Consider the following 19667-nt stretch of genomic DNA (forward strand, 5'->3'; position numbering starts at 1 on the left):
TTTTCTCTCACACACCCACCCCCAGATATAATACACTTTCGTTGGGGCGGGCGCGCTCTTGTTTTTACTCCAGTCCCGTCACAACCCCCCCCCGCCCCCCCCGGGGCGCGGCGGGGGGGGGGCGGCGCGCCGCGCGCGCGTCCCTGGGGCCCGGGGGGGGGACGGGGGGGGGCTGTCGCGGGGCGGGTTGTGCCACCCCCCCCCCCCGGAACGGTCACCGTCCCCACACCCCCACCCCCCGCCGGTCCCGCACGACCGCGCACCACCTCCATGAACCCGCGTCAAAGCCGACGTGTTAGCCGACCGGAGGAGAGCCGCAGTGCCCACCCACCCCGTAGACGAGAAACTCCCCGCCCTGAAAATGGCGACCACCGGCCTTCAGCACGTGGCCGCCATGTACGCGGGAGTCGTCGCCCCACCCCTGATAGTCGGCGCGGCCATCGGCCTCTCCGCCACCGAACTGACCTTCCTCACCGGAGCCTGCCTCTTCACGGCGGGCCTGGCCACCTTCCTCCAAACCCTCGGCATCTGGAAGATCGGCGCCCGCCTGCCGTTCGTCAACGGCGTCACCTTCGCCGGTGTCGCCCCCATGACGGCGGTCGTCGCCTCCACCGAGGACAAGTCCGACGCCCTGCCGGTCATCTTCGGCGCGGTCATCGTCGCCGGCCTCCTGGGCTTCCTCGCCGCCCCCTTCTTCAGCAAGGCGGTCCGCTTCTTCCCACCCGTGGTGACGGGCACCGTCATCACCCTGATCGGCATCTCCCTGCTCCCCGTCGCCTTCGGCTGGGCGCAGGGCCCCAACCCCGCGGCGCACGACTACGGCTCGGCGACGAACCTGGGTCTGGCCGCCGCGACCCTGCTGATCGTGCTGCTCCTGCGCCGCTTCACCCGGGGCTTCGTGAAACAGATCGCGGTGCTGCTCGGCCTGGTGATCGGCACGCTCATCGCGATCCCGTTCGGCGTCACGGACTTCGGCCCGGTGGCGGACGCGGACGTCATCGGCTTCCCCACCCCGTTCCACTTCGGCGCCCCGCAGTTCCAGCTCGCCGCGATCGTCTCGCTGTGCGTGGTGATGGTGGTGTCGATGACGGAATCGACCGCCGACATGCTGGCGCTGGGCGAGATCGTCGAGCGCCCGGCCGACGAGAAGACCATCGCGGCAGGCCTGCGCGCCGACACCCTCGGCTCCGCGATCAGCCCCTTCTTCAACGGCTTCATGTGCAGCGCCTTCGCCCAGAACATCGGCCTCGTGGCGATGACGAAGATCCGCAGCCGGTACGTCGTCGCCGTGGGCGGTGGCTTCCTGGTGCTGATGGGCCTGTGCCCGATGGCGGCGTCGCTCATCGCGGTCGTACCCCGCCCGGTCCTGGGCGGCGCGGGCGTGGTCCTCTTCGGCTCGGTGGCCGCCAGCGGCATCCAGACCCTGGTCCGGGCCGGACTGGACAAGGACAACAACGTCCTGATCGTCGCCGTCTCACTGGCCGTCGGCATCGTCCCGATCACGGCGCCGGAGTTCTACCACGCCTTCCCGGAGACGGTGCGGATCGTGCTCGACTCGGGCATCTCGACGGGGTGCGTGGCGGCGGTGGCGCTCAACCTGGTCTTCAACCATCTGGGCAAGGGAGGGGACGCGCACGACGTGACCCATCCCATGGAGGCGGGGGAGGAGATCACCGGGGCGACCCGGGCCCCGGCCACGCCATGAGGTTGGCGAACAGCTCGGCCTGCTCGACGGCGTCGTCCAGCGCATGGTGCGTGTGCCGGCGCCTCGACAGCAGCTCGCGCGGCATCGTGCCCTTGGCCACCGCACGCAGCGGCAGGCCCGCCTTCGTGGCGTACAGGGTCTTCATGTCGAGGCAGCCCGAGTGGCCGAAGGGGCTCGCTCCGGTGAACCGCAGCAAGTACCAGTACAGGAACGTCCAGTCGTACGACGCCGGATAGCCGCACATCACCGGCTGGGACCCCGCGCTCACCGCACGGACCCAGCCGGTGAACTCGGCGAGCGCGACGGCGGGTTCGTGTCCCTCCCGCGCCAGGCGCTCCCGGTCCAGGCCGCTCACGGCCAGCGCCTCCGGCACGAACTCCTCGCTGATCGGGCGAAGTTCACGATAGAAGGTGTGCTCCTCGGGGTCGGCCGCCGTGAAACCGTCGACGTCCTGCACCCCGGCGACCGAGGCGCCCAGGCTCAGCATGGAGTACGGACCCGGGATCGGGCCGTCGGCCTCGATGTCGACGGAGATGTAGAGACTCGGTTTGATGCGTCGTGCGGCCATGAAGTGGGAGCTTCCCAGGTGACCGTGGCTTCCCGCATCCGAATTCCGCTTAGGCTTCTGCCTCGGTCAACTCAAGGTTGACCGCGGGGCTCGGGGGTTTCAGGAGTCCCCGGGGATTCAGGGGGTTCAGGGGATGAGGGGGGAAGCGGGCCGATGAGCAGCGCGACCGAGGTGTTCCAGCCACTCCAGGCGGACGATCCGCCGGTGGTGGCCGGGTATCGTCTCGCCGCCCGGCTGGGCGTGGGTGGCATGGGCCGGGTCTATCTGTCGCACACGCAGGGCGGCCGACCGGTGGCGATCAAGGTCGTGCGGCCGGAGCTGGCCGACGACCCGGACTTCCGGCGACGGTTCCGCCGGGAGGTCGAGGCGGCCCGGCGGGTCCGGGGCGCGTACACCGCGGAGCTGATCGACGCCGACGCGGACGGCGTACCGCCCTGGCTGGCCACGCTGTACGTGCCAGGCCCCTCCCTCGCGGACGTCGTGGGGCGGCGCGGACCGCTGCCCGACCCCGCGGTGCTGTGGCTGATGGCCGGGGTGGCGGAGGCGCTGCAGGCCATCCATGGTGCGGGCATCGTGCACCGGGACCTGAAGCCGTCGAACGTACTGCTGGCCGCCGACGGGCCGCGGGTGATCGACTTCGGGATCTCGGTGGCCGCGGACGCCACGTCGCACACGGCCACGGGCTTCGCCGTCGGCACGCCCCAGTTCATGGCCCCCGAGCAGGCGACCGCGGACGAGGTCACGCAGGCGACCGATGTCTTCGCGCTCGGCCAGACGGCGGCGTTCGCGGCCCTGGGCCGGCCGCTGTACGGGGACGGCCCAGCGGCCACCGTGCTCTACCGGATCGTGCACCAGGAACCCGATCTGTCCCCGCTGTCCGAGCGGCTCCGTCCGCTGATCGCCCGCTGCCTGGCCGCCGATCCGGGCGAGCGGGCCAGCTTGGCGGAGGTCGTCGAGTGGTGTCGGGAGGGGCTGGGCGCGGACGCCGACGCGGGCGCGGGACCGGCCGTGTGGCAGGAGGTCATGGGGCCGGAGGTGACGGTTCCGTCCCCCGTTCCCGCGCCGGTTCCCGACCCCACCCGGGTGCTGCACCCCGGGCCGCTGGTCGTCACGGGGCCGCAGCCGCAGTCGACGGTGCCGGACGCGCGCCGGACGCGACGACGGCGTACCGCGCTGATCACGGCCGCGGCCGTGACGGCGGGGGCGCTGGTGCTGACGGGCTTCGCATGGATGGTCGCGGACGCGGGGGAGAGGTTCCGCGACTGGGTCGCGGGCGCACCGTCGACGCCCGGTCCGCGGGAGTCCGAAGGGCCGTCGACGCCGGAGCCGTCAACGGCGTCGTCATCGGCATCCGGGCACGGATCGGAGGCGGGCGACGGGACACCGGACGAGCCCTCGCCGACCGCGTCCAAGGCGCCGCAGGCCGTCCCCTACCCCCTCCAGCGGCTGGACGCGAAGAGCTCGCTGAGCTTCAAGGAGCCGGTCCAGCGCGAGGACCGCAAGGGGGACATCCGCTTCGACTGCGAGGACGCCGGGTGCGCGCTGGAGAGCGACACCAGCGTGTTCGTCCAGCTGTTCGGCTCGTCGGGGGCGTCCCTCGACGACTGCCGACTCCTCCTCGCCAGTGCCGACCGCCACCGCTGGCCACTGGCCGCGGCGGCGAACGGCAGCGAGATCTGCGTCAGGCACCCCTCCGGGGACATCGCCCTGCTCGTGCTCCAGACGAAGTCGACCGCGCTGCCGGAACTCGCCTTCCTGCAACTGGACATGACGATCTGGCGGAAGGCGGCCTAGGAGCAGCCGTACGTCAACGGCGGGCGGCGACCTGGCACGGCTGGGCGTCGGGAAGGCGGCCGCTGAAGTACGAGCGGGGCGGCACGCCCATGAGGGTGCGGAAGTCGGACGTCATGTGCGCCTGGTCGTAGTAGCCGGAGGCGACGGCGAGCTGCGCCCAGGGCACGTCGTCGGCCCGGGCCAGCACCGAGTGCACCCGGTCGATACGGGCGTAGTGCTTGGGGGAGAGGCCGACACCCTCGGCGAACAGATTGCGCAACTGCCGCTCGCTGACCGCGAGTTCGCGTGCCACGTCCCGCACCTGGCCGGGGGCGTGGCCGCTCCGCATCGACAGCGCGTCGGCACCGGCCCGCAGCAGGGCGGTGCGGGAACGGTCGGCGACGGCGGACAGCCGCTCCGGGAGCGCCTCGGCCAGCCGCGGCACCACCTGCTCCGGCGCGATGTGCCGCAGTTCGCGGGCCAGTTGGCGTGCGACCGCAGAGGGCAGTTCGTCCAACGGCACCATGTGGTCCACGAGGTCGACCGCCGGGACACCGAGCAGGGGACGGACCGTACCGGGCGCCAGCCTCAGCTCCAGGCAGGACGTGAACCGCTTGCCCCGGTGGTACGAGGCGCGGGTGCGCGGGCCGGCGACCAGGGTGCTGCGGCGGCCGTCCGCGCCGACCCGGAACACCACCCTCGTGGTGGCATCCGGGAGTTGGACGTACGGCTCCGCGGACTCGGCGTCCACCGACACCGACCCGATGCCCGCGACCCAGGGGCGCAGCGCCTCGGGAGTGGGCAGGACCTGTCGGTACTCGGTGTGCGTCACCCCTCCACCGTATGCGGGGAACACGGCCGTCCGGGCCCGTGAACCGTGCCGGAATTTCCAAGAGTCCGCAGCAGTCCGCCGCCCATCGTGGTGGACATGATCCTCGTGACGGGTGCCACCGGCACCATCGGCAGTGAAGTGGTACGACAGCTCGCGGCGCGCGGCGAGAAGGTGCGGGCCCTGACCCGGGACCCGGCGACGGCCCGGGTGCCCTCCGGAGTCGAGACCGCACCCGGGCACCACCGCGACCGCGCCGCGGTCGAGCAGGCGATGGCGGGCGCGGAAGCCGCCTTCCTGGTCGGCGTGTTCGGCCCCGACGACGCCGAGCACGACCGAGGCCTGGTCGAGGCGGCGCGGTCGGCCGGGGTACGGCGGATCGTGAAGCTCTCCTCGATCGGCACCGGAGACCGGCGGCTGCCCGGGTTCGGCACCTGGCACCTGCCCGGTGAGGAAGCCGCCCGGGCGAGCGGCCTGGAATGGACCGTGCTGCGCCCCTCCGCCTTCGCCTCCAACACCCTCGCCTGGGCGGCGGCCGTCCGGGAGGGCACCGCGGCGCCCAACCCGATGAGCGACGGCAGACAGGGCGTGGTCGACCCGCGGGATGTGTCCGAAGCCGCCGTGAACGCACTGCTCGACCCACGCCACGCTGGGCACACCTACACCCTGACCGGACCCGAGGCGATCAGCGCCGGCGACCAGGCCGCCGTCCTCGGCGAGATCCTCGGCCGCCCGGTGGAGCTCCTCCAGCTGACCCCGGACCAGCGCCGCGAATATCTCCTCGGCGCGGGCCTCGGCGCCGCCTACGCCGACAGCCTCATGGCGAGCGCCCGCTTCATCGCGGAGGGCGGCAACGCCGTGGTCACCGAGGACGTACCCCGGATACTGGGACGAGCGGCGCGGAGCTACCGGGCATGGGCGCTGGACCACAGGGCGGTGTTCACCGGCGAGTGACCGGAACCGGCGAGGCGGACGGGCCCGGCGAGGTGACGGGCCCGGCGCCTCCGCGGCTAGAAGCCGAACAGGCTCGGGTCCGTGGCCAGTTCCTTGAAGTACTCCTCCGGGTTGGGCACCATCCGGCGCTCCTTGAGGTCCAGCAGACCGCCGACCGCCGTGAGTTCGGCGGCCACCGTGCCGTCCGTCTTGCGGACGGTCTGCCGGATGCGGAAGATCTTGCCGCCCGACCACTCGAAGGCACACGTCACATCGATCTCGTCACCGGCGAGCAGCTCCCGCTTGTAGCGGATGTTCGTCTCCAGAGCGACGGGACCCACCCCCTTGCCGATGAGGCCGCTCTGGGTGATGCCCGCGGCCTGGAGCAACGACCAGCGGGCGTGCTCCGCGTAGTTGACGTACACGCTCTGGTTGACGTGCCCCTGTACATCCGTCTCATAGCCGCGCACGGTGACCCGGACGGAAAACTCCTCGCTCACTGCTTCCCCTTCTCACCTTCGATGCACTGGGCACCGATCTTGGCACGTCTGTCATGTCCGGCGCGGGGATGCCAGCAGATAGCGCGCTCTCGTACGAGGCTCGGTGTGTTCGCCGACCTGCCAGCCCGCCTCCTCCAGTGTGGCCGCGCAGGCCCGCAGCCGCGCGCCGTCGGGATCGCGCACGGCGACCGCCTCCGGCTGCGCGGTCGCCCGCACCCGGTACCCCTCCTCGGGGTCCCGCCCGGCCGGTGGGTGCCCGGCGGCCTCCAGCGCGAGTGCGGCGGCCTGCACCAGATGCGTACGCTCCCATCCGCACGGCCGGTCCGTCGCCCCGTCCGGATTGGTCATCCGGCGCAGCTCCAGCAGCCCCTGCCAGGCGCCGCGCACCTCACGCAGCCGGGCCGGACCCGGGCCCTGGGCGTCCTCCTCACCGCCGATCCGCGCGGCGAACACACCGCCGGTCGCGGGTGCCGAGGGTTCCTCAGGCGTGATCGGCTCCGACTCCCGTATGCGATGCCCGGCCGGTGTCAGAAAGTGATCGTGCGGCGGCCGCGGATGCCGGAAGGCGAGCCCTCGCTTCACCAGCGCCGCCAGCTGCGCCTCCGTACCCCGGAGCCGCCCGGTGACGGGATCGGCGGCGTCGATGACACGCCGCTGTGTCGCGGTCGGTGGTCTGCTCACGGCGTGCTCCTCCCCGGGCGCTCGGACACGGGCCCCGCCTCCCGGCAGGGCACCGCTCCCATCTCCTGGGAAGGCTACGACCCGGGTCTGACATTCCACCCGGCGATCACCGGACGCCCGTGCTCCGTGCCCAGTCGGCACAGCGCCCCCGTCGCCAGCTGGAACAGTGCCCCGTCGGCCGCCGGCAGCCCCAGCCGCCGGGCTGTCAGCACCCGCAGGAAGTGCCCGTGGGCCACGAGCAGCACGCAGCCCTCGCGGTCGGCGATCGCCGCGTCCGCCTTGGCCAGCATCCGGTCGGCGCGCTCTCCGACCTGTTCCGGCGTCTCCCCGGGGTGGTCGGGCGGCCCGGGTGCGACCCCGTCCGTGAACAGGAACCACCCCGGCCGCTCGCGCTGGATCTCGACGGTCGTGATCCCCTCGTAGCCGCCGTAGTCCCACTCCCGTAGATCCGCGTCGACCCGGACGTCGACCTGGGCGTCATGCAGCCCGATGAGCTCGGCGGTCTCGCGAGCCCGCTGCGACGGGCTGACGAAGGCGGCTCCGATCCGTTGCGCGCGGATCAGCGGCACCAGCCGCCGTGCCTCCTCCCGCCCGTGGTCGGTCAGCGGAACGTCCGTCCACCCGGTGTGCCGCCCGGAGCGTGACCACTCGGTCTCACCGTGCCGGACGAGAAAGAGATCAGCCATGCTCACAGGTTATGAGCCCAGCGCTCCAGCTCCCCGAAGTCACGCTCCCGCAGCCCCTTGCGCGCGTCGACCGGCAGCAGCAGCGCGGCCCCTTCGTGCTGGGCCGCGACATGCCGTATGTCGAGGTCGGTGATCATGTCGTCGACCCAGACGAACGGCCGCCCCGCCGCCCACGCCACCACATGCCGGGTCTTCCAGTACAGCCCCTCGGGATCCCGCGCGAACAGCTCGGGCCACTCGATGACCGGCAGATCACCGGGCAGCCCGATCACCGGCGCGATCATCTCGTTGGCCTGGTGCTGCCAGGTGGTGGCCCACGCCAGCTCGTACGGCAGGGCCAGCAGCCGCTCCCCGTGCCCCGGATGCAGGCGCACCTTCAGACCGCGCCGCAGCCGCCGCGATCCCGGTGTCTGCCGCGCCGACCAGTTCGCCGGGTGCAGCCGGTGCGTGACATAGCCGCGGTGGTTCAGGAACAGGGCCCGGAATGGGTTGAGGGGGCCGTCGACGTCGAGGAGCAGCAAAGGGCGGGTCGTCATGGTCGGGTCCTACCCGCCCCGGGCGGTCAGCTCTGCCGGTACCCGCTCAGGAACCGCCCGATCCGCCCGATGGCCGCCTCCAGGTCCTCCGCGTACGGCAGGGTCAGAATGCGGAAGTGATCGGTGGTCGGCCAGTTGAAGCCCGTGCCCTGGACCACCTGGATCTTCTCGCGCAGCAGCAGGTCCAGGACGAACTTCTCGTCGTCGTGGATCTTGTGCACCTTGGGGTCGAGGCGAGGGAAGGCGTACAGCGCGCCCTTCGGCTTCACGCACGAGACGCCGGGGATCTCGTTGAGCTTCTCCCAGGCCACGTCCCGCTGCTCGCGCAGCCTGCCGCCCGGGTTGGTGAGCTCCCGGATGGACTGGCGGCCGCCGAGCGCGGCCTGGATGGCGTACTGGGCGGGCGCGTTGGCGCACAGGCGCATGGAGGCCAGCATGGTCAGGCCCTCCAAGTAATTCTTCGCGTGCTGCTTCGGGCCGGTGACCACCAGCCAGCCGGAGCGGAAGCCCGCCACCCGGTACGTCTTCGACAGACCGCAGAACGTGAGGATCACCAGATCGGGGGCGAGGGTGGCGACCGAGTGGTGCACGGCGTCGTCGTACAGGATCTGGTCGTAGATCTCGTCGGCGAAGACCATCAGGCCGTGCCGGCGGGCGAGGTCGAGGATGCCCTCAAGGATCTCCTTGGGGTAGACCGCGCCGGTGGGGTTGTTCGGGTTGATGATGACCACGGCCTTGGTGCGGTCCGTGATCTTCGACGCCATGTCGTCCAGGTCGGGGTACCAGTCGGACTGCTCGTCGCACAGGTAGTGGACCGCCTTGCCGCCGGCCAGGGTCGTCACCGCCGTCCACAGCGGGAAGTCCGGGGCGGGGATGAGGATCTCGTCGCCGTCCTCGACCAGGGCCTGTACGGCCATGGAGACCAGCTCGGAGACGCCGTTGCCGAGGAAGACGTCGTCGACGCCGACCTCCAGGCCGAGCGTCTGGTAGCGCTGGGCCACGGCCCGGCGGGCGGAGAGGATGCCGCGCGAGTCGGTGTAGCCGTGCGCCTGGGGCAGCATCCGGATCATGTCCTGGAGGATCTCCTCCGGCGCCTCGAAGCCGAAGACGGCGGGGTTGCCGGTGTTCAGGCGCAGCACGCTGTGGCCCGCCTTCTCCAGTGCGTCGGCGTGCTCGATCACCGGGCCGCGGATCTCGTAGCAGACCTCGCTCAGCTTGTTCGACTGCCGGAACTCCATGCGCGCTCGCCCCTCCGGTTCGTGTGTCACTTGGTTTTACCAAGTTCGAGCTTGGAAAGTCCAACGACATGTCTAGACTGCGTCGCATGTCACCTCGCCGAAGCTACGACCAGTACTGTTCCGCCGCCAGGGCGCTCGACACCGTCGGCGACCGCTGGACCCTGCTGATCGTCCGGGAGCTGCTCGCCGGTCCGCGGCGCTACACCGACCTGCACGCCGATCTGCCCGGCGTCAGCACGGACGTACTCGCGTCCCGGCTCAAGGACATGGAGCGGGACGGCATCAGCACCCGGCGCCGACTGCCGCCGCCCGGTGCGGCGTACGTCTACGAACTCACCCCGCGCGGGCGGGAGCTGCTGCCCGTGCTCCAGGCGCTGGGGGAGTGGGGGCAGGCCGAGCTCGGCGAGCGGCGGCCCACCGACGCGGTGCGCGCGCACTGGTTCGCGCTGCCGCTGCTGCGAGCCCTGCGGGACAGCGGGGAGGGGGAGGGGTTGGTCGAAGTCCGGCTGGAGGAAGGGGACTTCCATCTGTACGTCGGCGCCGAGGACGGGCCGGTCTACGGCGACGGGCCCGTTCCCGGGGAGCCCGACGCACGGCTGGTCCTGGACTCGGGGACGTGCGAGGCGGTAGCGCGGGGTGAGCTGAGCGTGGCCGACGCCGTACGGGGCGGCCGTATCGAGGTGACCGGCGAAGGCGCGCTCGCGAAGGCGCTCAACGAGGCGTGACGGCCAAGGGGCCCACCGCCTGTGCGGTGAGCCCCTTGTGGCGGTAGGTCAGCCGCCCGGCGGCACCCGGGTCGGCCGGCCCGCCCCGCGGGTCAGCGCGTAACCGCCGATTCCCGCGAGCGCGGCCAGCACGCCGCCGATCGCCGTCCACACCCAGCGGTCGGACCACCAGCCGGAGGCCCAGCCGTCGTCGGGCTCGATGCTGGACAGGACCGCCGAGTCCGACGAACTCTCCTCGTCCTCCTGCGACTTCACGGCCACACCCGGCACGAGCGGCTGCGCGAGCGACCCGTCCACCGCGGCCGAACCGCCGATGTCCTTGGAGTCGACCCGGACCTCGGCGCTCATCGGCAGACCGAGATCGGAGGTGGGTACGTCCACGGCCGTCAGCCGGATGTAGTACGTGCCCGGCAGCGGGTCGTTCGCCCACTGCTCCGACCAGGCCCGGACGGTGCGCAGGACGCAGGTCAGCTCCGCGGTCGCGGCCCCCGCCGCCACGGTGCGCGTCTGCGCGCCGGACTGGCAGGACTGGCGGCGCCGCAGGCCGTCGTACACGTCGATCTGCCAGGTCTCGGCGGCATGCGTGTCGGGCAGCTTCACCGTCGCCTTGACGGTGGGGCGCTGTCCGGCGTCCGCCGGGAACGACCAGTACAGGTAGTCGCCCGTGGAGGCGCTCGCCGTGGCCGTCTGCCCCTGCTCGACCTCGGTCGCCGTACGGAAGGAGGTGCCCGCCTGGGTCGGCGCGCCCCCGTCCTCCGACGCGCTCGGGGACGGCGAGGAGTCGGCCGCGGCAGGACCCGCCGCCAGCCCCAGTGCCAGCACGGCACCGCTCAACACACGTGTGATCCGCATCAGTTGGTCCTCCAGACCGCGACCCGCCAGCGTGACACCCAGCCCCAGACGACGCCGGCCAGGAAGCCGACGAGGATCAGCGCGCCGAGCAGCCACCAGCCGCGCCCGAGGCCGAAGGAGGCCACGTCGCTCGACTGCGACGGCCCGTCCACGACGTCGACCGTCAGCTCCAGCGGCAGCCCGGGCGTGGTCTGCACACCGGAGCCCGCGGAGAAGGAGTGGGTGACCTGCAGACACACGGTCTCGGCGGCCGAGGCGCCCTCGCCCTCGTCCTCGTCGTCGAGCTCCGCCTTCGGATAGCGCAGCCCGGTCGACATCACATCCGTACGGCCGTTGCCCGCCGCCTCACCGCGCACGATCTCCCGGCCGTGGACCGTCTCGGCCCGCAGCAGCACGCCGTAGGACGGGTTCACGGCCCGGTCGGCCGCCACGCTGACCGACGCGCGCAGCTCCTGGCCGGGCTCGACGTCCACGCGGTACCAGCGCTGCTGCCCGAACTCCGCGCGGTCGGTGTACAGGCCGGACTTCAGCGTGGGTGCCTTCGCGCACTGCTCCGCGCCCGTCGTCGCGACCGGCGTCACCACCGGATCGGCCGCCCGGTCCACCAACTGGTTGACCTTGTCGGTGAGTTCGTCGGTGTGCTCGACCGAGGTGAACGTGCCGCCGGTCGCCTCGGCGATGCAGCTGAGCTGCTGACGCAGCTTGGTGTTCGGGACCAGGCCGAGCGTGTCGATGGTCAGGCCGATGCCCTTGGCGGCGATCTCGCGGGCCACCTCGCACGGGTCGAGCGGGGCGCAGGTGTCCTCGCCGTCGCTGATCAGCACGATGCGCTTGGAGCCCTCGCCGCCGTCCAGGTCGTCGGCCGCCTTCAGCAGCGCGGGACCGATCGGCGTCCAGCCGGTGGGCGCCAGGGTCGCCACCGCCGCCTTCGCCTCGGTACGGTCGAGCGGGCCGACCGGGTAGAGCTGCGCGGTGTCCTTGCAGCCCGTCCTGCGGTCGTCGCCCGGGTAGTTGGCGCCCAGCGTGCGGATGCCCAGCCGGACCTCCTCGGGCGTGGCGTCCAGCACCTCGTTGAACGCCTGCTTCGCCGCGGCCATCCGCGACTGGCCGTCGATGTCGCGGGCTCGCATCGAGCCGCTCACATCGAGGACGAGATCGACCTTCGGCGCGGTCGCACTGGTCTCATCGGCAACCGCCCCGGCCGGGAACGCCATCCCGGCCGCGAGCGCGGCGAGCAGGGCACAGACCCCGGTCGCCAGCCGTGTTCTTGTGATCATCGGCGGATCTTATTGATCCGAGGTGTCCCGCTCCAAAACGGGCTCAGAACAACTCGGTGACCAGCGGATTGGGCAGCCCGGCCCACTGGTCCCCGGGCGTCCCCGGCGACAGCCGCATCAACGACAGCGCTTTCGTGGGGATCGGCTCCGCGCACAGTGCGGCCACATCCCCGGTCCCCGGCAGCTCCCGTACGGCCGCCTCCATTGCCCCGCGCAACGCCGCGCCCGAGCCCGCCGTACCCGCCAGCGCCCCGGCCACCAGCGAGCCGAACAGCTTGCGGCGCAGGGTCGGTACGTCGTCGGTGACGATCCGGCCGGTCAGCTCCGGCACCGGGATGCCGTGCCGGGCCAGCCGGGCCGGACTGACGCGGATGTCGGCGAGGTCGCGGTAGACCAGCCGCACCGGGGAGCCGTCGGCCGACAGCACCACGAGCAGGTTCTGCCCGTGCGCCTCCAGCGCGACCCCCAGCTCCAGCAGCCGCAGCCCCACCGTCAGGGCGAGACGTGTGAACTCGGCCAGCCACACGGGGGATCCGGGCAGCTCGGTGGTGGCGAGCGCGGCCACCGGTACGACCTGCTCGCCGGGCCCCGCGTACTCCTGCGGCGACTCCCGCACGACCGCCGCCAGATCCGGCGAGTCGGCGGTGGCGGCCCCCAGGGTGCGGGTCATGTGCAGCAGCCCGTCCGTCCGCGCCGCCAGCGTCTCCGCGAAGTCGGACAGGGTCGCCGACAGACCGATCGAGTACACCGAGATGTCCCGCACCGAGGACGTCAGCCGGGCGCTCAGTGCGGTCTTGACATGCGGTCCTCCGGGAAGGGCGAGCGTGCGCAGCGACATCAGCGGATGCGCGGCGAGTCCGTCGCCGTGGAGATCGTAGGGACGCTTGAGCACATGCTCGGCCTGCCACGGATGCACCGGGAGCAGCAGCCGCTCCCCGTCCCGCATGCTTTCCGGCCATTCACCCGTCACCAGGCACTCGTCCGCCCGCGTCGGCACCAGCCCCAGCGTCACCACCGGCCGGTGCTCGGGCCCGTACGCCAGCTGCTCGGCGACCGAGAAGCCGGGCCGGGAACGGCAGTTGGGATGGAACGGATGCCCGTCGACCACCCGCTGCTCCCACTCCCAGTCGCGCCCCGGCCACTCCTCGGACCGCCCCTCCTGCCCGGCCCGGGACAGCGCCAACGACGCGACACTGTGGCCGAGCTCGACGGCGAAGGACGTGCCGTGCGGTACGGCCAGGCCGGTCAGCAGCCGGGCCGGATCGTCGTACGACGTCCGGTCGAGGCTTACGGCGGTGACGTACGCGGCCGTCGCGTACGGGTCGGCGTGCGGGCCGTGCAGCCGGCGGCCGTCGGCGAGGCGCAGGGTGAGGCCCTCCCGGCTCCGCTCACGCCCCTCGACCCAGGGCAGCGGCTCGTACGCGAGGGCCCGCCAGAGCCGGGTCAGCACGGCCGCCCGGGCTCCCGGGAGCTCGGCCCGGTACCGCGAGACGAGTCCGGGACGAACATCGGCCAGTTCGGCGGCGACCTCGGCCTCTGCGCTGGGGAGACGGTGCACGGGAGGGCTCCTCGGGTACGAGTAGGGCGTCGGGACAGGCGCCGACTACAGACCTGGCGACAGACATACTGATCGTCTTCCCGCCTGAACGGACCGTAGAGAACGAGTGGATCGCGTGCACCTCAACCCTCCACCCGCCGCCGACGTCGCGGAACGCGCCGACGCCCACGCGGTCGCCCCCCTGCTGAACTGCCTGCTGCGCGAGGTGGCCGCACCACAGGGAGCGTCCGGCGCCCGGCGCGTGTACCGGCTGCCCGGCACGGGACGTCTGCTGCGGGTGCGCGGCGAGCGGCGGCCCACCGAGCCCGAGGTGCGGGTCGGCGGCGGCTGGCAGCGCGTCGGGCACACCGAGCTCGTCAAACTCGTCGCCGACGAGCTGCGCCGCCACACCGGGCTGTCCAACCACGAACTGCCCACCGAGATGATCGACAGCCGGGACGCGGTGGCCGCGCTGCTCACGGCACGCGCGCGTGCGACGCCGCCCGACGACCCGTACCTGCGCTCCGAGCAGTCCCTCCTCACCGGCCACCCCTACCACCCCGCCCCCAAGGCGCGCGGCGGCGGCCCGGTCGCGGCCTGGCTGCCGTACGCCCCCGAGGCACACGCCCGCTTCCCGCTCACGCTGCTCGGCGTGCGCGAGGACACGGTCGTCGAGGAGGGCGACACCAGCGCCCTGGACGCCCTCGGCGACGCCCCGCCCGGCTACCGGCTGCTGCCCGCGCACCCCTGGCAGCTCGACCTGGTCGGCCCGGAGCTCACGGAGGCGTTCACGGACGGCCGGCTGCTGCGGCTGGGCACGACCGGCTTCGACACCTGGCCGACGGCCGCGATCCGCACGCTGTACGCCCCCGGGCACGACCTGTTCCTCAAGTTCAGCCTGGACGTCCGCATCACCAACGACATCCGTCGGCTCTGGCGCCACGACCTGCTGAAACTCCGTCGCACCGACACCGCTGCGGCCACCGCCCTCGCCGCGCTCGACGGCCCCGCCGCCTGGCTCGGCGACCGCGGCTACCGCACGGCCGACTTCGCCTTCGAGGAACTCGCGGTCCTGGTCCGCGACGGCTTCCACGGCCATCTGCGGCCCGGAGCGACCCCGCTGCTCGCCGCCGCACTCGTGGAGGGCTTCGAGGGCAGCCCCCTCGACGCGGCCCCGGACCCGGCGGCCTGGTGGGAGGCCTACCTGCGCGCCGTCGTCCCGCCCGCCCTCGCGGCCTTCGCCGACCACGGCGTCGTACTCGAAGCACACCTCCAGAACACCCTGATCGCCGTCGACACCGACGGCACTCCGGTGCAGGCACTCTTCCGGGACGCCGAGGGCGTGAAGCTCCTGCCGGACGTGTCGCGGGCGGCGGGCTGGGAACGGCTGGTGTACTGCCTGGTCGTCAACCACCTCGTGGAGATCGTCGGCGCGCTGGCCGAGCGCCGCCCGGGGCTGGACCCGTGGCCCGCCGTCCGCCGGGAACTCGCCCGGCACGACCTCCCCGAGATCGCCGGCCTGCTCACCGCGCCCACCCTGCCCGGCAAGACGAACCTGCTCCTGCGCTGGACCAACGCCGACGGCGCCGACGCCCGCTATCGGCCCCTGCCGAACCCGCTGGCCGACACCGGCGTCGAACCGCGGTGATTCGGCTGAACCGCAGACGCCGCGGCGATCTTCCGGTGGGCTCGAACGTCAGCCTTCCGGTGGGCTCGGTCGTCAGCGCGTCGCCGATTCCGCCATGCCGGCTGCGAGGGTGGTGCCGTCGGCCGGGTCGATCAGGATGAATGAGCCGGTGCGGCGGGAGTCGGCGTACGCGTCCAGCGCGATCGGTTCCGCGGTGCGGATCCTGACGCGGCCGATGTCGTTGGAGACCAGTCGCCCGGGGTTCGGACACGTGGACAGGTCATCGAGGACGAGACGCGACGGGATGTCCTTGACGATCGCATTCACCGTGCGGGTGGTGTGCTTGAGGAGTACGCGTTGGCCGACGGCGAGCGGCTGGTCGGCGACGTGGCAGACGGTGGCGTCGATGTCCTGGGTGATGGCCGGAGCGTCGTCACTCGATGCGATCAGATCGCCGCGCGAGATGTCGATGTCGCCGTCCAGCAGGACCGTCACCGACTGCGGGGCCCGGGCGATGTCGACCGTACGCCCCAGCCCGTCGATCGCCCGCACGGTGGAGGTACGGCCGGCCGGCAGAACGGTCACCTGCTCGCCGACGCGCAGCGTGCCGCGGACGATCTGCCCGGCGTAGCCGCGGTAGTCGGGGTGCTCGGCGGTTTGCGGCCGGATCACGTACTGCACGGGGAGGCGGGCGTGGCAGTGGCTCAGGTCGCGCCCGACCGGGACGGTCTCCAGGTGTTCCAGGAAGGTCGGGCCGCCGTACCAGTCCATGTTCGAGGACGGGTCCACCACGTTGTCGCCGGCCAGCGCGGAGATCGGGATGGCGGTGATCTCCGGGACGCCCAGCTCGCTCGCGTACGCCGTGCACTCCTCGGCGATCGCGGCGAACACATGCTCCTCGTACCCGACGAGATCCATCTTGTTGACGCCGAGGACGACGTGCGGGACGCGGAGGAGTGCGGCGATCGCGGCGTGGCGGCGGGTCTGTTCGACGACGCCGTTGCGGGCGTCGACCAGGATCACCGTCAGCTCGGCCGTGGAGGCGCCGGTGACCATGTTGCGGGTGTACTGCACATGGCCCGGGGTGTCGGCCAGGATGAACCGGCGGCGCGGGGTGGCGAAGTAACGGTAGGCGACGTCGATGGTGATGCCCTGCTCCCGCTCGGCGCGCAGGCCGTCGGTCAGGAGCGCGAGGTCGGGGGTGTCCTGGCCGCGGTTGCGGGAGGCGTGCTCGACGGCCTCCAGCTGGTCGACGAGGACCGACTTGGAGTCGTGCAGCAGCCGGCCCACCAGCGTGGACTTGCCGTCGTCGACCGACCCGGCGGTCGCGAAGCGCAGCGTGTCGATGGTGGTCATCGTCAGAAGTACCCCTCGCGTTTGCGGTCTTCCATCGCGGCCTCGGACATCTTGTCGTCGGCGCGGGTGGCGCCGCGCTCGGTGAGCCGGGAGGCGGCGATCTCGGTGATGACCTGCTCCAGGGTCACCGCGTCGGAGTCGACGGCGCCCGTGCAGGACATGTCACCGACGGTCCGGTAGCGCACGAGACGCTTCTCGACGCTCTCGCCGTCCTTCGGCCCGCCCCACTCACCGGCGGTCAGCCACATGCCGCTGCGCGCGAACACCTCGCGCTCGTGCGCGAAGTAGATGTTCGGCAGCTCTATGTGTTCGCGCGCTATGTACTGCCAGACGTCCAGCTCGGTCCAGTTGGACAGCGGGAACACGCGGACGTGCTCGCCGGGGGCGTGCCGGCCGTTGTACAGGTTCCACAGCTCGGGCCGCTGACGGCGCGGGTCCCACTGGGAGAACTCGTCGCGCAGCGAGAACACCCGCTCCTTGGCCCGCGCCTTCTCCTCGTCACGGCGTCCGCCGCCGAAGACCGCGTCGAACTTCTCGCTCTGGATCTTCTCGGTCAGCGGCAGCGTCTGCAGCGGGTTGCGGGTGCCGTCGGGGCGTTCGCGGAGCACACCCCGGTCGATGTAGTCCTGTACGGAGGCCACATGGAGCCGCAGCCCATGTGCGGCCACCACACGGTCGCGGTAGTCGAGGACCTCGGGGAAGTTGTGCCCGGTGTCGACGTGCAGCAGCGAGAAGGGGATCGCGGCGGGGGCGAACGCCTTAAGCGCCAGGTGCAGCATGACGATGGAGTCCTTGCCGCCGGAGAACAGGATCACCGGCCGCTCGAACTCGCCCGCCACCTCGCGGAAGATGTGCACCGCCTCGGACTCCAGCGCGGCCAGGTGCGAGAGGGCGTACGGGCTGCTGGTCTCCTCGGAGACGGTGGCGACGGTCGTCATGCCAGGCCCCTTTCGACAAGCAGCTCGTGGACCATGGCGGCCGACCTCTGCACGGTCTGGTGCTGCGACTCGATCCGCAGATCGGGCGACTCGGGCTCCTCGTAGGGGTCGTCGACCCCGGTGAGCCCGGTGAGCTCGCCCGCGGCCTGCTTGGCGTACAGCCCCTTCACATCGCGTACGGAGCAGACCTCGACGGGAGTGGCCACGTGCACCTCGATGTACGGCGCCCCGCTCTGCTGGTGGCGCTTGCGCACCGCGTCACGGCTGTCGGCGTACGGTGCGATGACCGGGACCAGCGTCACCACCCCGTTGCGGGCGAGGACTTCGGCGACCAGGCCGATGCGCTGCACGTTGGTGTTTCGGTCCGCGCGGGAGAAGCCCAGGCCCGCGGAGAGGAAGCGGCGGATCTCGTCGCCGTCCAGTACCTCCACGCGGCGGTCCTGGGACCGTAACAACCGTGCCACCTCGTACGCGATCGTGGTCTTGCCCGCGCTGGGCAGACCGGTCAGCCAGACCGTCGCGCCGGGTCGGCAGGTGCAGTGAATTCGGCGGGCGTTCTTTTCGTGGGCTTCCAGCTTTCCGTGGACTTCCATGGTGTCACTGGGCATGGGAGAGATCCTTGTTGGTTGGGGGAGGCGTGCTGGTGCGACCGACCGAGCTCTCGGGAGACCCCTCGCGGGGGAGCTGCAGGGTGAGCGTGCCCAGGACCACCGTGGTCACGGCGATCACGACGTAGTACCACATGAAATCTCCGGTCCATGACTTGAGCAGGCCGGCCGTGTAGTTGCCGACGATTCCGCCGAGCCCCTGAGTCACATTGGTGACGCCGAAAATGACGGTGGCGGCGGCTCCGGAGGCCGACTTCGAGACATAGGCCGGAACGAGCCCGTAGATGGGGTAGAAGGCGAGGGCGAAGAGAACGCCGGAGACCAGCGGAAGAAATCCGACGGGTGCGAGTACGAGCAGTGCCGCCGAGACGAAGAACATGCCGTAGCACAGGACCATGGTGGTGCGGACGCCGATCCTGTCGGAGAGCCAGCCGACGGCGAATCCCGCGAACATGCCGATGATTCCGATGATGCCCCAGACCTGCGCCGCGAAGCCGATGTCGAATCCGAGTCCCTCACGCAGATAGGGCGAGAGGTAGTTCTGGAAGGGCATACAGGCGAAGCCGTTGAGGAACTTCATCACCCAGACGATGACGACCCACCGGACGAGGACCATGCGCCATCCCGCCCGTGCGCTGTCGTCGCGGCCGGCCTCCTCGGCGGACCCGCCCCTGGGGGCGCCCTCGGCACGGAAGAGCCCCACCCGGAAGAAGGCGAAGGCCGCGATCGCGGTGGCCGTCAGGGTGCCGAGTCCGACGCAGTACCACAGCCCACGCCAGTTGTCCGCACCGACGAACGACGGGACCAGGAGGCTGTTGACGAAGACGCCGTAGCTGGTGCCGCTGGAGATCAGGCCCAGCACCTTGCCGCGGTGTTCGTAGTCGATGACCCTGCCGACGATTTCGACCAGCGGCACATAGACGGAGGCCGCCGTCCCGCCCATGATCGTGAGCAGGGCGCCGATGACGACGATGTTGTCCGTCAGCGGTATGGCCACCAGGCACAGGCCGCACAGGACCGCCGATCCGATGGTCACCTGTCCACCGCCCACACGGGTCGACAGCCACGTGCCGAGCAGGGCGAACACCAGGAATCCGAGCTGCCCGGCGGCCGTGACCGTGCCCACCACGGTGTAACCGAACCCGAGGTCCCGGCGCATGTCCGTGACGATCTGCGCGAAGAGATAGAAGCCGAATCCGTAGGTGGCTGCCACAAAACTGGTCAGCAGCGCGGTGATGACGAATCCGGCGACGATGCGTGAGCGGTGTGTTTGTGTCGATGTGTTTACCATGGCCGCT

The 19667-nt window shown here is 71.6% G+C and carries 19 protein-coding genes; 5 read left to right on the top strand and 14 right to left on the bottom strand.

Annotated features, from left to right (window positions below; all coding sequences use genetic code 11):
* The first annotated feature begins 319 nt into the window (after positions 1-319).
* Positions 320-1705 carry a nucleobase:cation symporter-2 family protein gene (locus ACFWYS_RS38080; RefSeq protein WP_384779394.1) on the top strand — a complete coding sequence of 462 codons (1386 nt, stop codon included), beginning with the start codon at positions 320-322 and terminating at the stop codon, positions 1703-1705.
* Here ACFWYS_RS38080 and ACFWYS_RS38085 read toward each other — a convergent pair.
* Positions 1671-2273, bottom strand: a complete 603-nt coding sequence (locus tag ACFWYS_RS38085) for an exonuclease (RefSeq protein ID WP_384779397.1) — start codon at positions 2271-2273, stop codon at positions 1671-1673. The two genes, ACFWYS_RS38080 and ACFWYS_RS38085, sit on opposite strands and share 35 nt — an antisense overlap.
* 153 nt (positions 2274-2426) lie before the next feature.
* Between ACFWYS_RS38085 and ACFWYS_RS38090 the strand changes: the two genes are divergently transcribed.
* Complete coding sequence (locus tag ACFWYS_RS38090; protein WP_384779400.1) at positions 2427-4067, top strand: serine/threonine-protein kinase; 1641 nt, start codon at positions 2427-2429, stop codon at positions 4065-4067.
* 13 nt (positions 4068-4080) lie between these two features.
* Here ACFWYS_RS38090 and ACFWYS_RS38095 read toward each other — a convergent pair whose 3' ends face one another.
* Entirely contained in the window at positions 4081-4878 is a 798-nt protein-coding gene (locus tag ACFWYS_RS38095) for a helix-turn-helix domain-containing protein (protein ID WP_384779403.1), read from the bottom strand.
* 96 nt (positions 4879-4974) lie between these two features.
* Here ACFWYS_RS38095 and ACFWYS_RS38100 point away from each other — a divergent pair, with 96 nt between their 5' ends.
* Positions 4975-5829: an NAD(P)H-binding protein gene (locus ACFWYS_RS38100; RefSeq protein WP_384779406.1), complete on the top strand. Its 855-nt coding sequence runs from the start codon at positions 4975-4977 to the stop codon at positions 5827-5829.
* A gap of 56 nt (positions 5830-5885) precedes the next feature.
* Here the strand turns inward: ACFWYS_RS38100 and ACFWYS_RS38105 are convergent, their stop codons facing one another.
* The 5 genes from ACFWYS_RS38105 to ACFWYS_RS38125 form a co-directional block, all read right to left on the bottom strand.
* Positions 5886-6308, bottom strand: coding sequence for an acyl-CoA thioesterase (locus ACFWYS_RS38105; RefSeq protein ID WP_384779409.1), 423 nt, complete (start codon positions 6306-6308; stop codon positions 5886-5888).
* Between the two features lie 51 nt (positions 6309-6359).
* Entirely contained in the window at positions 6360-6989 is a 630-nt protein-coding gene (locus ACFWYS_RS38110; protein WP_384779411.1) for a hypothetical protein, read from the bottom strand.
* A 74-nt stretch (positions 6990-7063) separates the two neighbouring features.
* A complete protein-coding gene (locus ACFWYS_RS38115; RefSeq protein ID WP_384779414.1) occupies positions 7064-7675 on the bottom strand; it encodes a histidine phosphatase family protein in 612 nt (203 codons plus the stop codon).
* A 2-nt stretch (positions 7676-7677) separates the two neighbouring features.
* Positions 7678-8211 carry a hypothetical protein gene (locus ACFWYS_RS38120; protein WP_384779417.1) on the bottom strand — a complete coding sequence of 178 codons (534 nt, stop codon included), beginning with the start codon at positions 8209-8211 and terminating at the stop codon, positions 7678-7680.
* Between the two features lie 26 nt (positions 8212-8237).
* Positions 8238-9449 (bottom strand): pyridoxal phosphate-dependent aminotransferase, encoded by a 1212-nt coding sequence (locus ACFWYS_RS38125; RefSeq protein WP_384779420.1) that lies wholly within the window; start codon positions 9447-9449, stop codon positions 8238-8240.
* Between the two features lie 86 nt (positions 9450-9535).
* On the opposite strand from ACFWYS_RS38125, the gene ACFWYS_RS38130 reads away from it, so the two are divergent.
* Positions 9536-10174 carry a winged helix-turn-helix transcriptional regulator gene (locus tag ACFWYS_RS38130; protein WP_384779424.1) on the top strand — a complete coding sequence of 213 codons (639 nt, stop codon included), beginning with the start codon at positions 9536-9538 and terminating at the stop codon, positions 10172-10174.
* Positions 10175-10222: 48 nt separating this feature from the next.
* On the opposite strand, the gene ACFWYS_RS38135 is transcribed toward ACFWYS_RS38130, so the two are convergent.
* From ACFWYS_RS38135 to ACFWYS_RS38145, 3 genes are read right to left on the bottom strand one after another with little or no spacing between them, the layout of a single operon-like run.
* Complete coding sequence (locus ACFWYS_RS38135; protein ID WP_384779427.1) at positions 10223-11026, bottom strand: hypothetical protein; 804 nt, start codon at positions 11024-11026, stop codon at positions 10223-10225.
* Positions 11026-12303, bottom strand: a complete 1278-nt coding sequence (locus ACFWYS_RS38140; RefSeq protein ID WP_384779430.1) for a VWA domain-containing protein — start codon at positions 12301-12303, stop codon at positions 11026-11028. Before ACFWYS_RS38140 ends, ACFWYS_RS38135 begins: the two co-directional genes overlap by 1 nt.
* Positions 12304-12346: 43 nt before the next feature.
* Complete coding sequence (locus tag ACFWYS_RS38145) at positions 12347-13861, bottom strand: IucA/IucC family protein (RefSeq protein ID WP_384779434.1); 1515 nt, start codon at positions 13859-13861, stop codon at positions 12347-12349.
* Between the two features lie 106 nt (positions 13862-13967).
* On the opposite strand from ACFWYS_RS38145, the gene ACFWYS_RS38150 reads away from it, so the two are divergent.
* A complete protein-coding gene (locus ACFWYS_RS38150) occupies positions 13968-15488 on the top strand; it encodes an IucA/IucC family protein (protein ID WP_384779437.1) in 1521 nt (506 codons plus the stop codon).
* 72 nt (positions 15489-15560) lie between these two features.
* Here ACFWYS_RS38150 and ACFWYS_RS38155 read toward each other — a convergent pair whose 3' ends face one another.
* The 4 genes from ACFWYS_RS38155 to ACFWYS_RS38170 are packed head-to-tail and all read right to left on the bottom strand — an operon-like array spanning position 15561 to position 19660.
* Positions 15561-16823: a sulfate adenylyltransferase subunit 1 gene (locus ACFWYS_RS38155; protein WP_384779440.1), complete on the bottom strand. Its 1263-nt coding sequence runs from the start codon at positions 16821-16823 to the stop codon at positions 15561-15563.
* 2 nt (positions 16824-16825) lie between these two features.
* Complete coding sequence (cysD, locus tag ACFWYS_RS38160) at positions 16826-17761, bottom strand: sulfate adenylyltransferase subunit CysD (protein ID WP_384779443.1); 936 nt, start codon at positions 17759-17761, stop codon at positions 16826-16828.
* Complete coding sequence (cysC, locus tag ACFWYS_RS38165; RefSeq protein WP_384779446.1) at positions 17758-18369, bottom strand: adenylyl-sulfate kinase; 612 nt, start codon at positions 18367-18369, stop codon at positions 17758-17760. Before cysC ends, cysD begins: the two co-directional genes overlap by 4 nt.
* A complete protein-coding gene (locus tag ACFWYS_RS38170; RefSeq protein WP_384779449.1) occupies positions 18359-19660 on the bottom strand; it encodes a nitrate/nitrite transporter in 1302 nt (433 codons plus the stop codon). Before ACFWYS_RS38170 ends, cysC begins: the two co-directional genes overlap by 11 nt.
* Positions 19661-19667: the final 7 nt, after the last annotated feature.

Source organism: Streptomyces sp. NPDC059010 (assembly GCF_042740355.1).
Classification (GTDB): Bacteria; Actinomycetota; Actinomycetes; order Streptomycetales; family Streptomycetaceae; genus Streptomyces.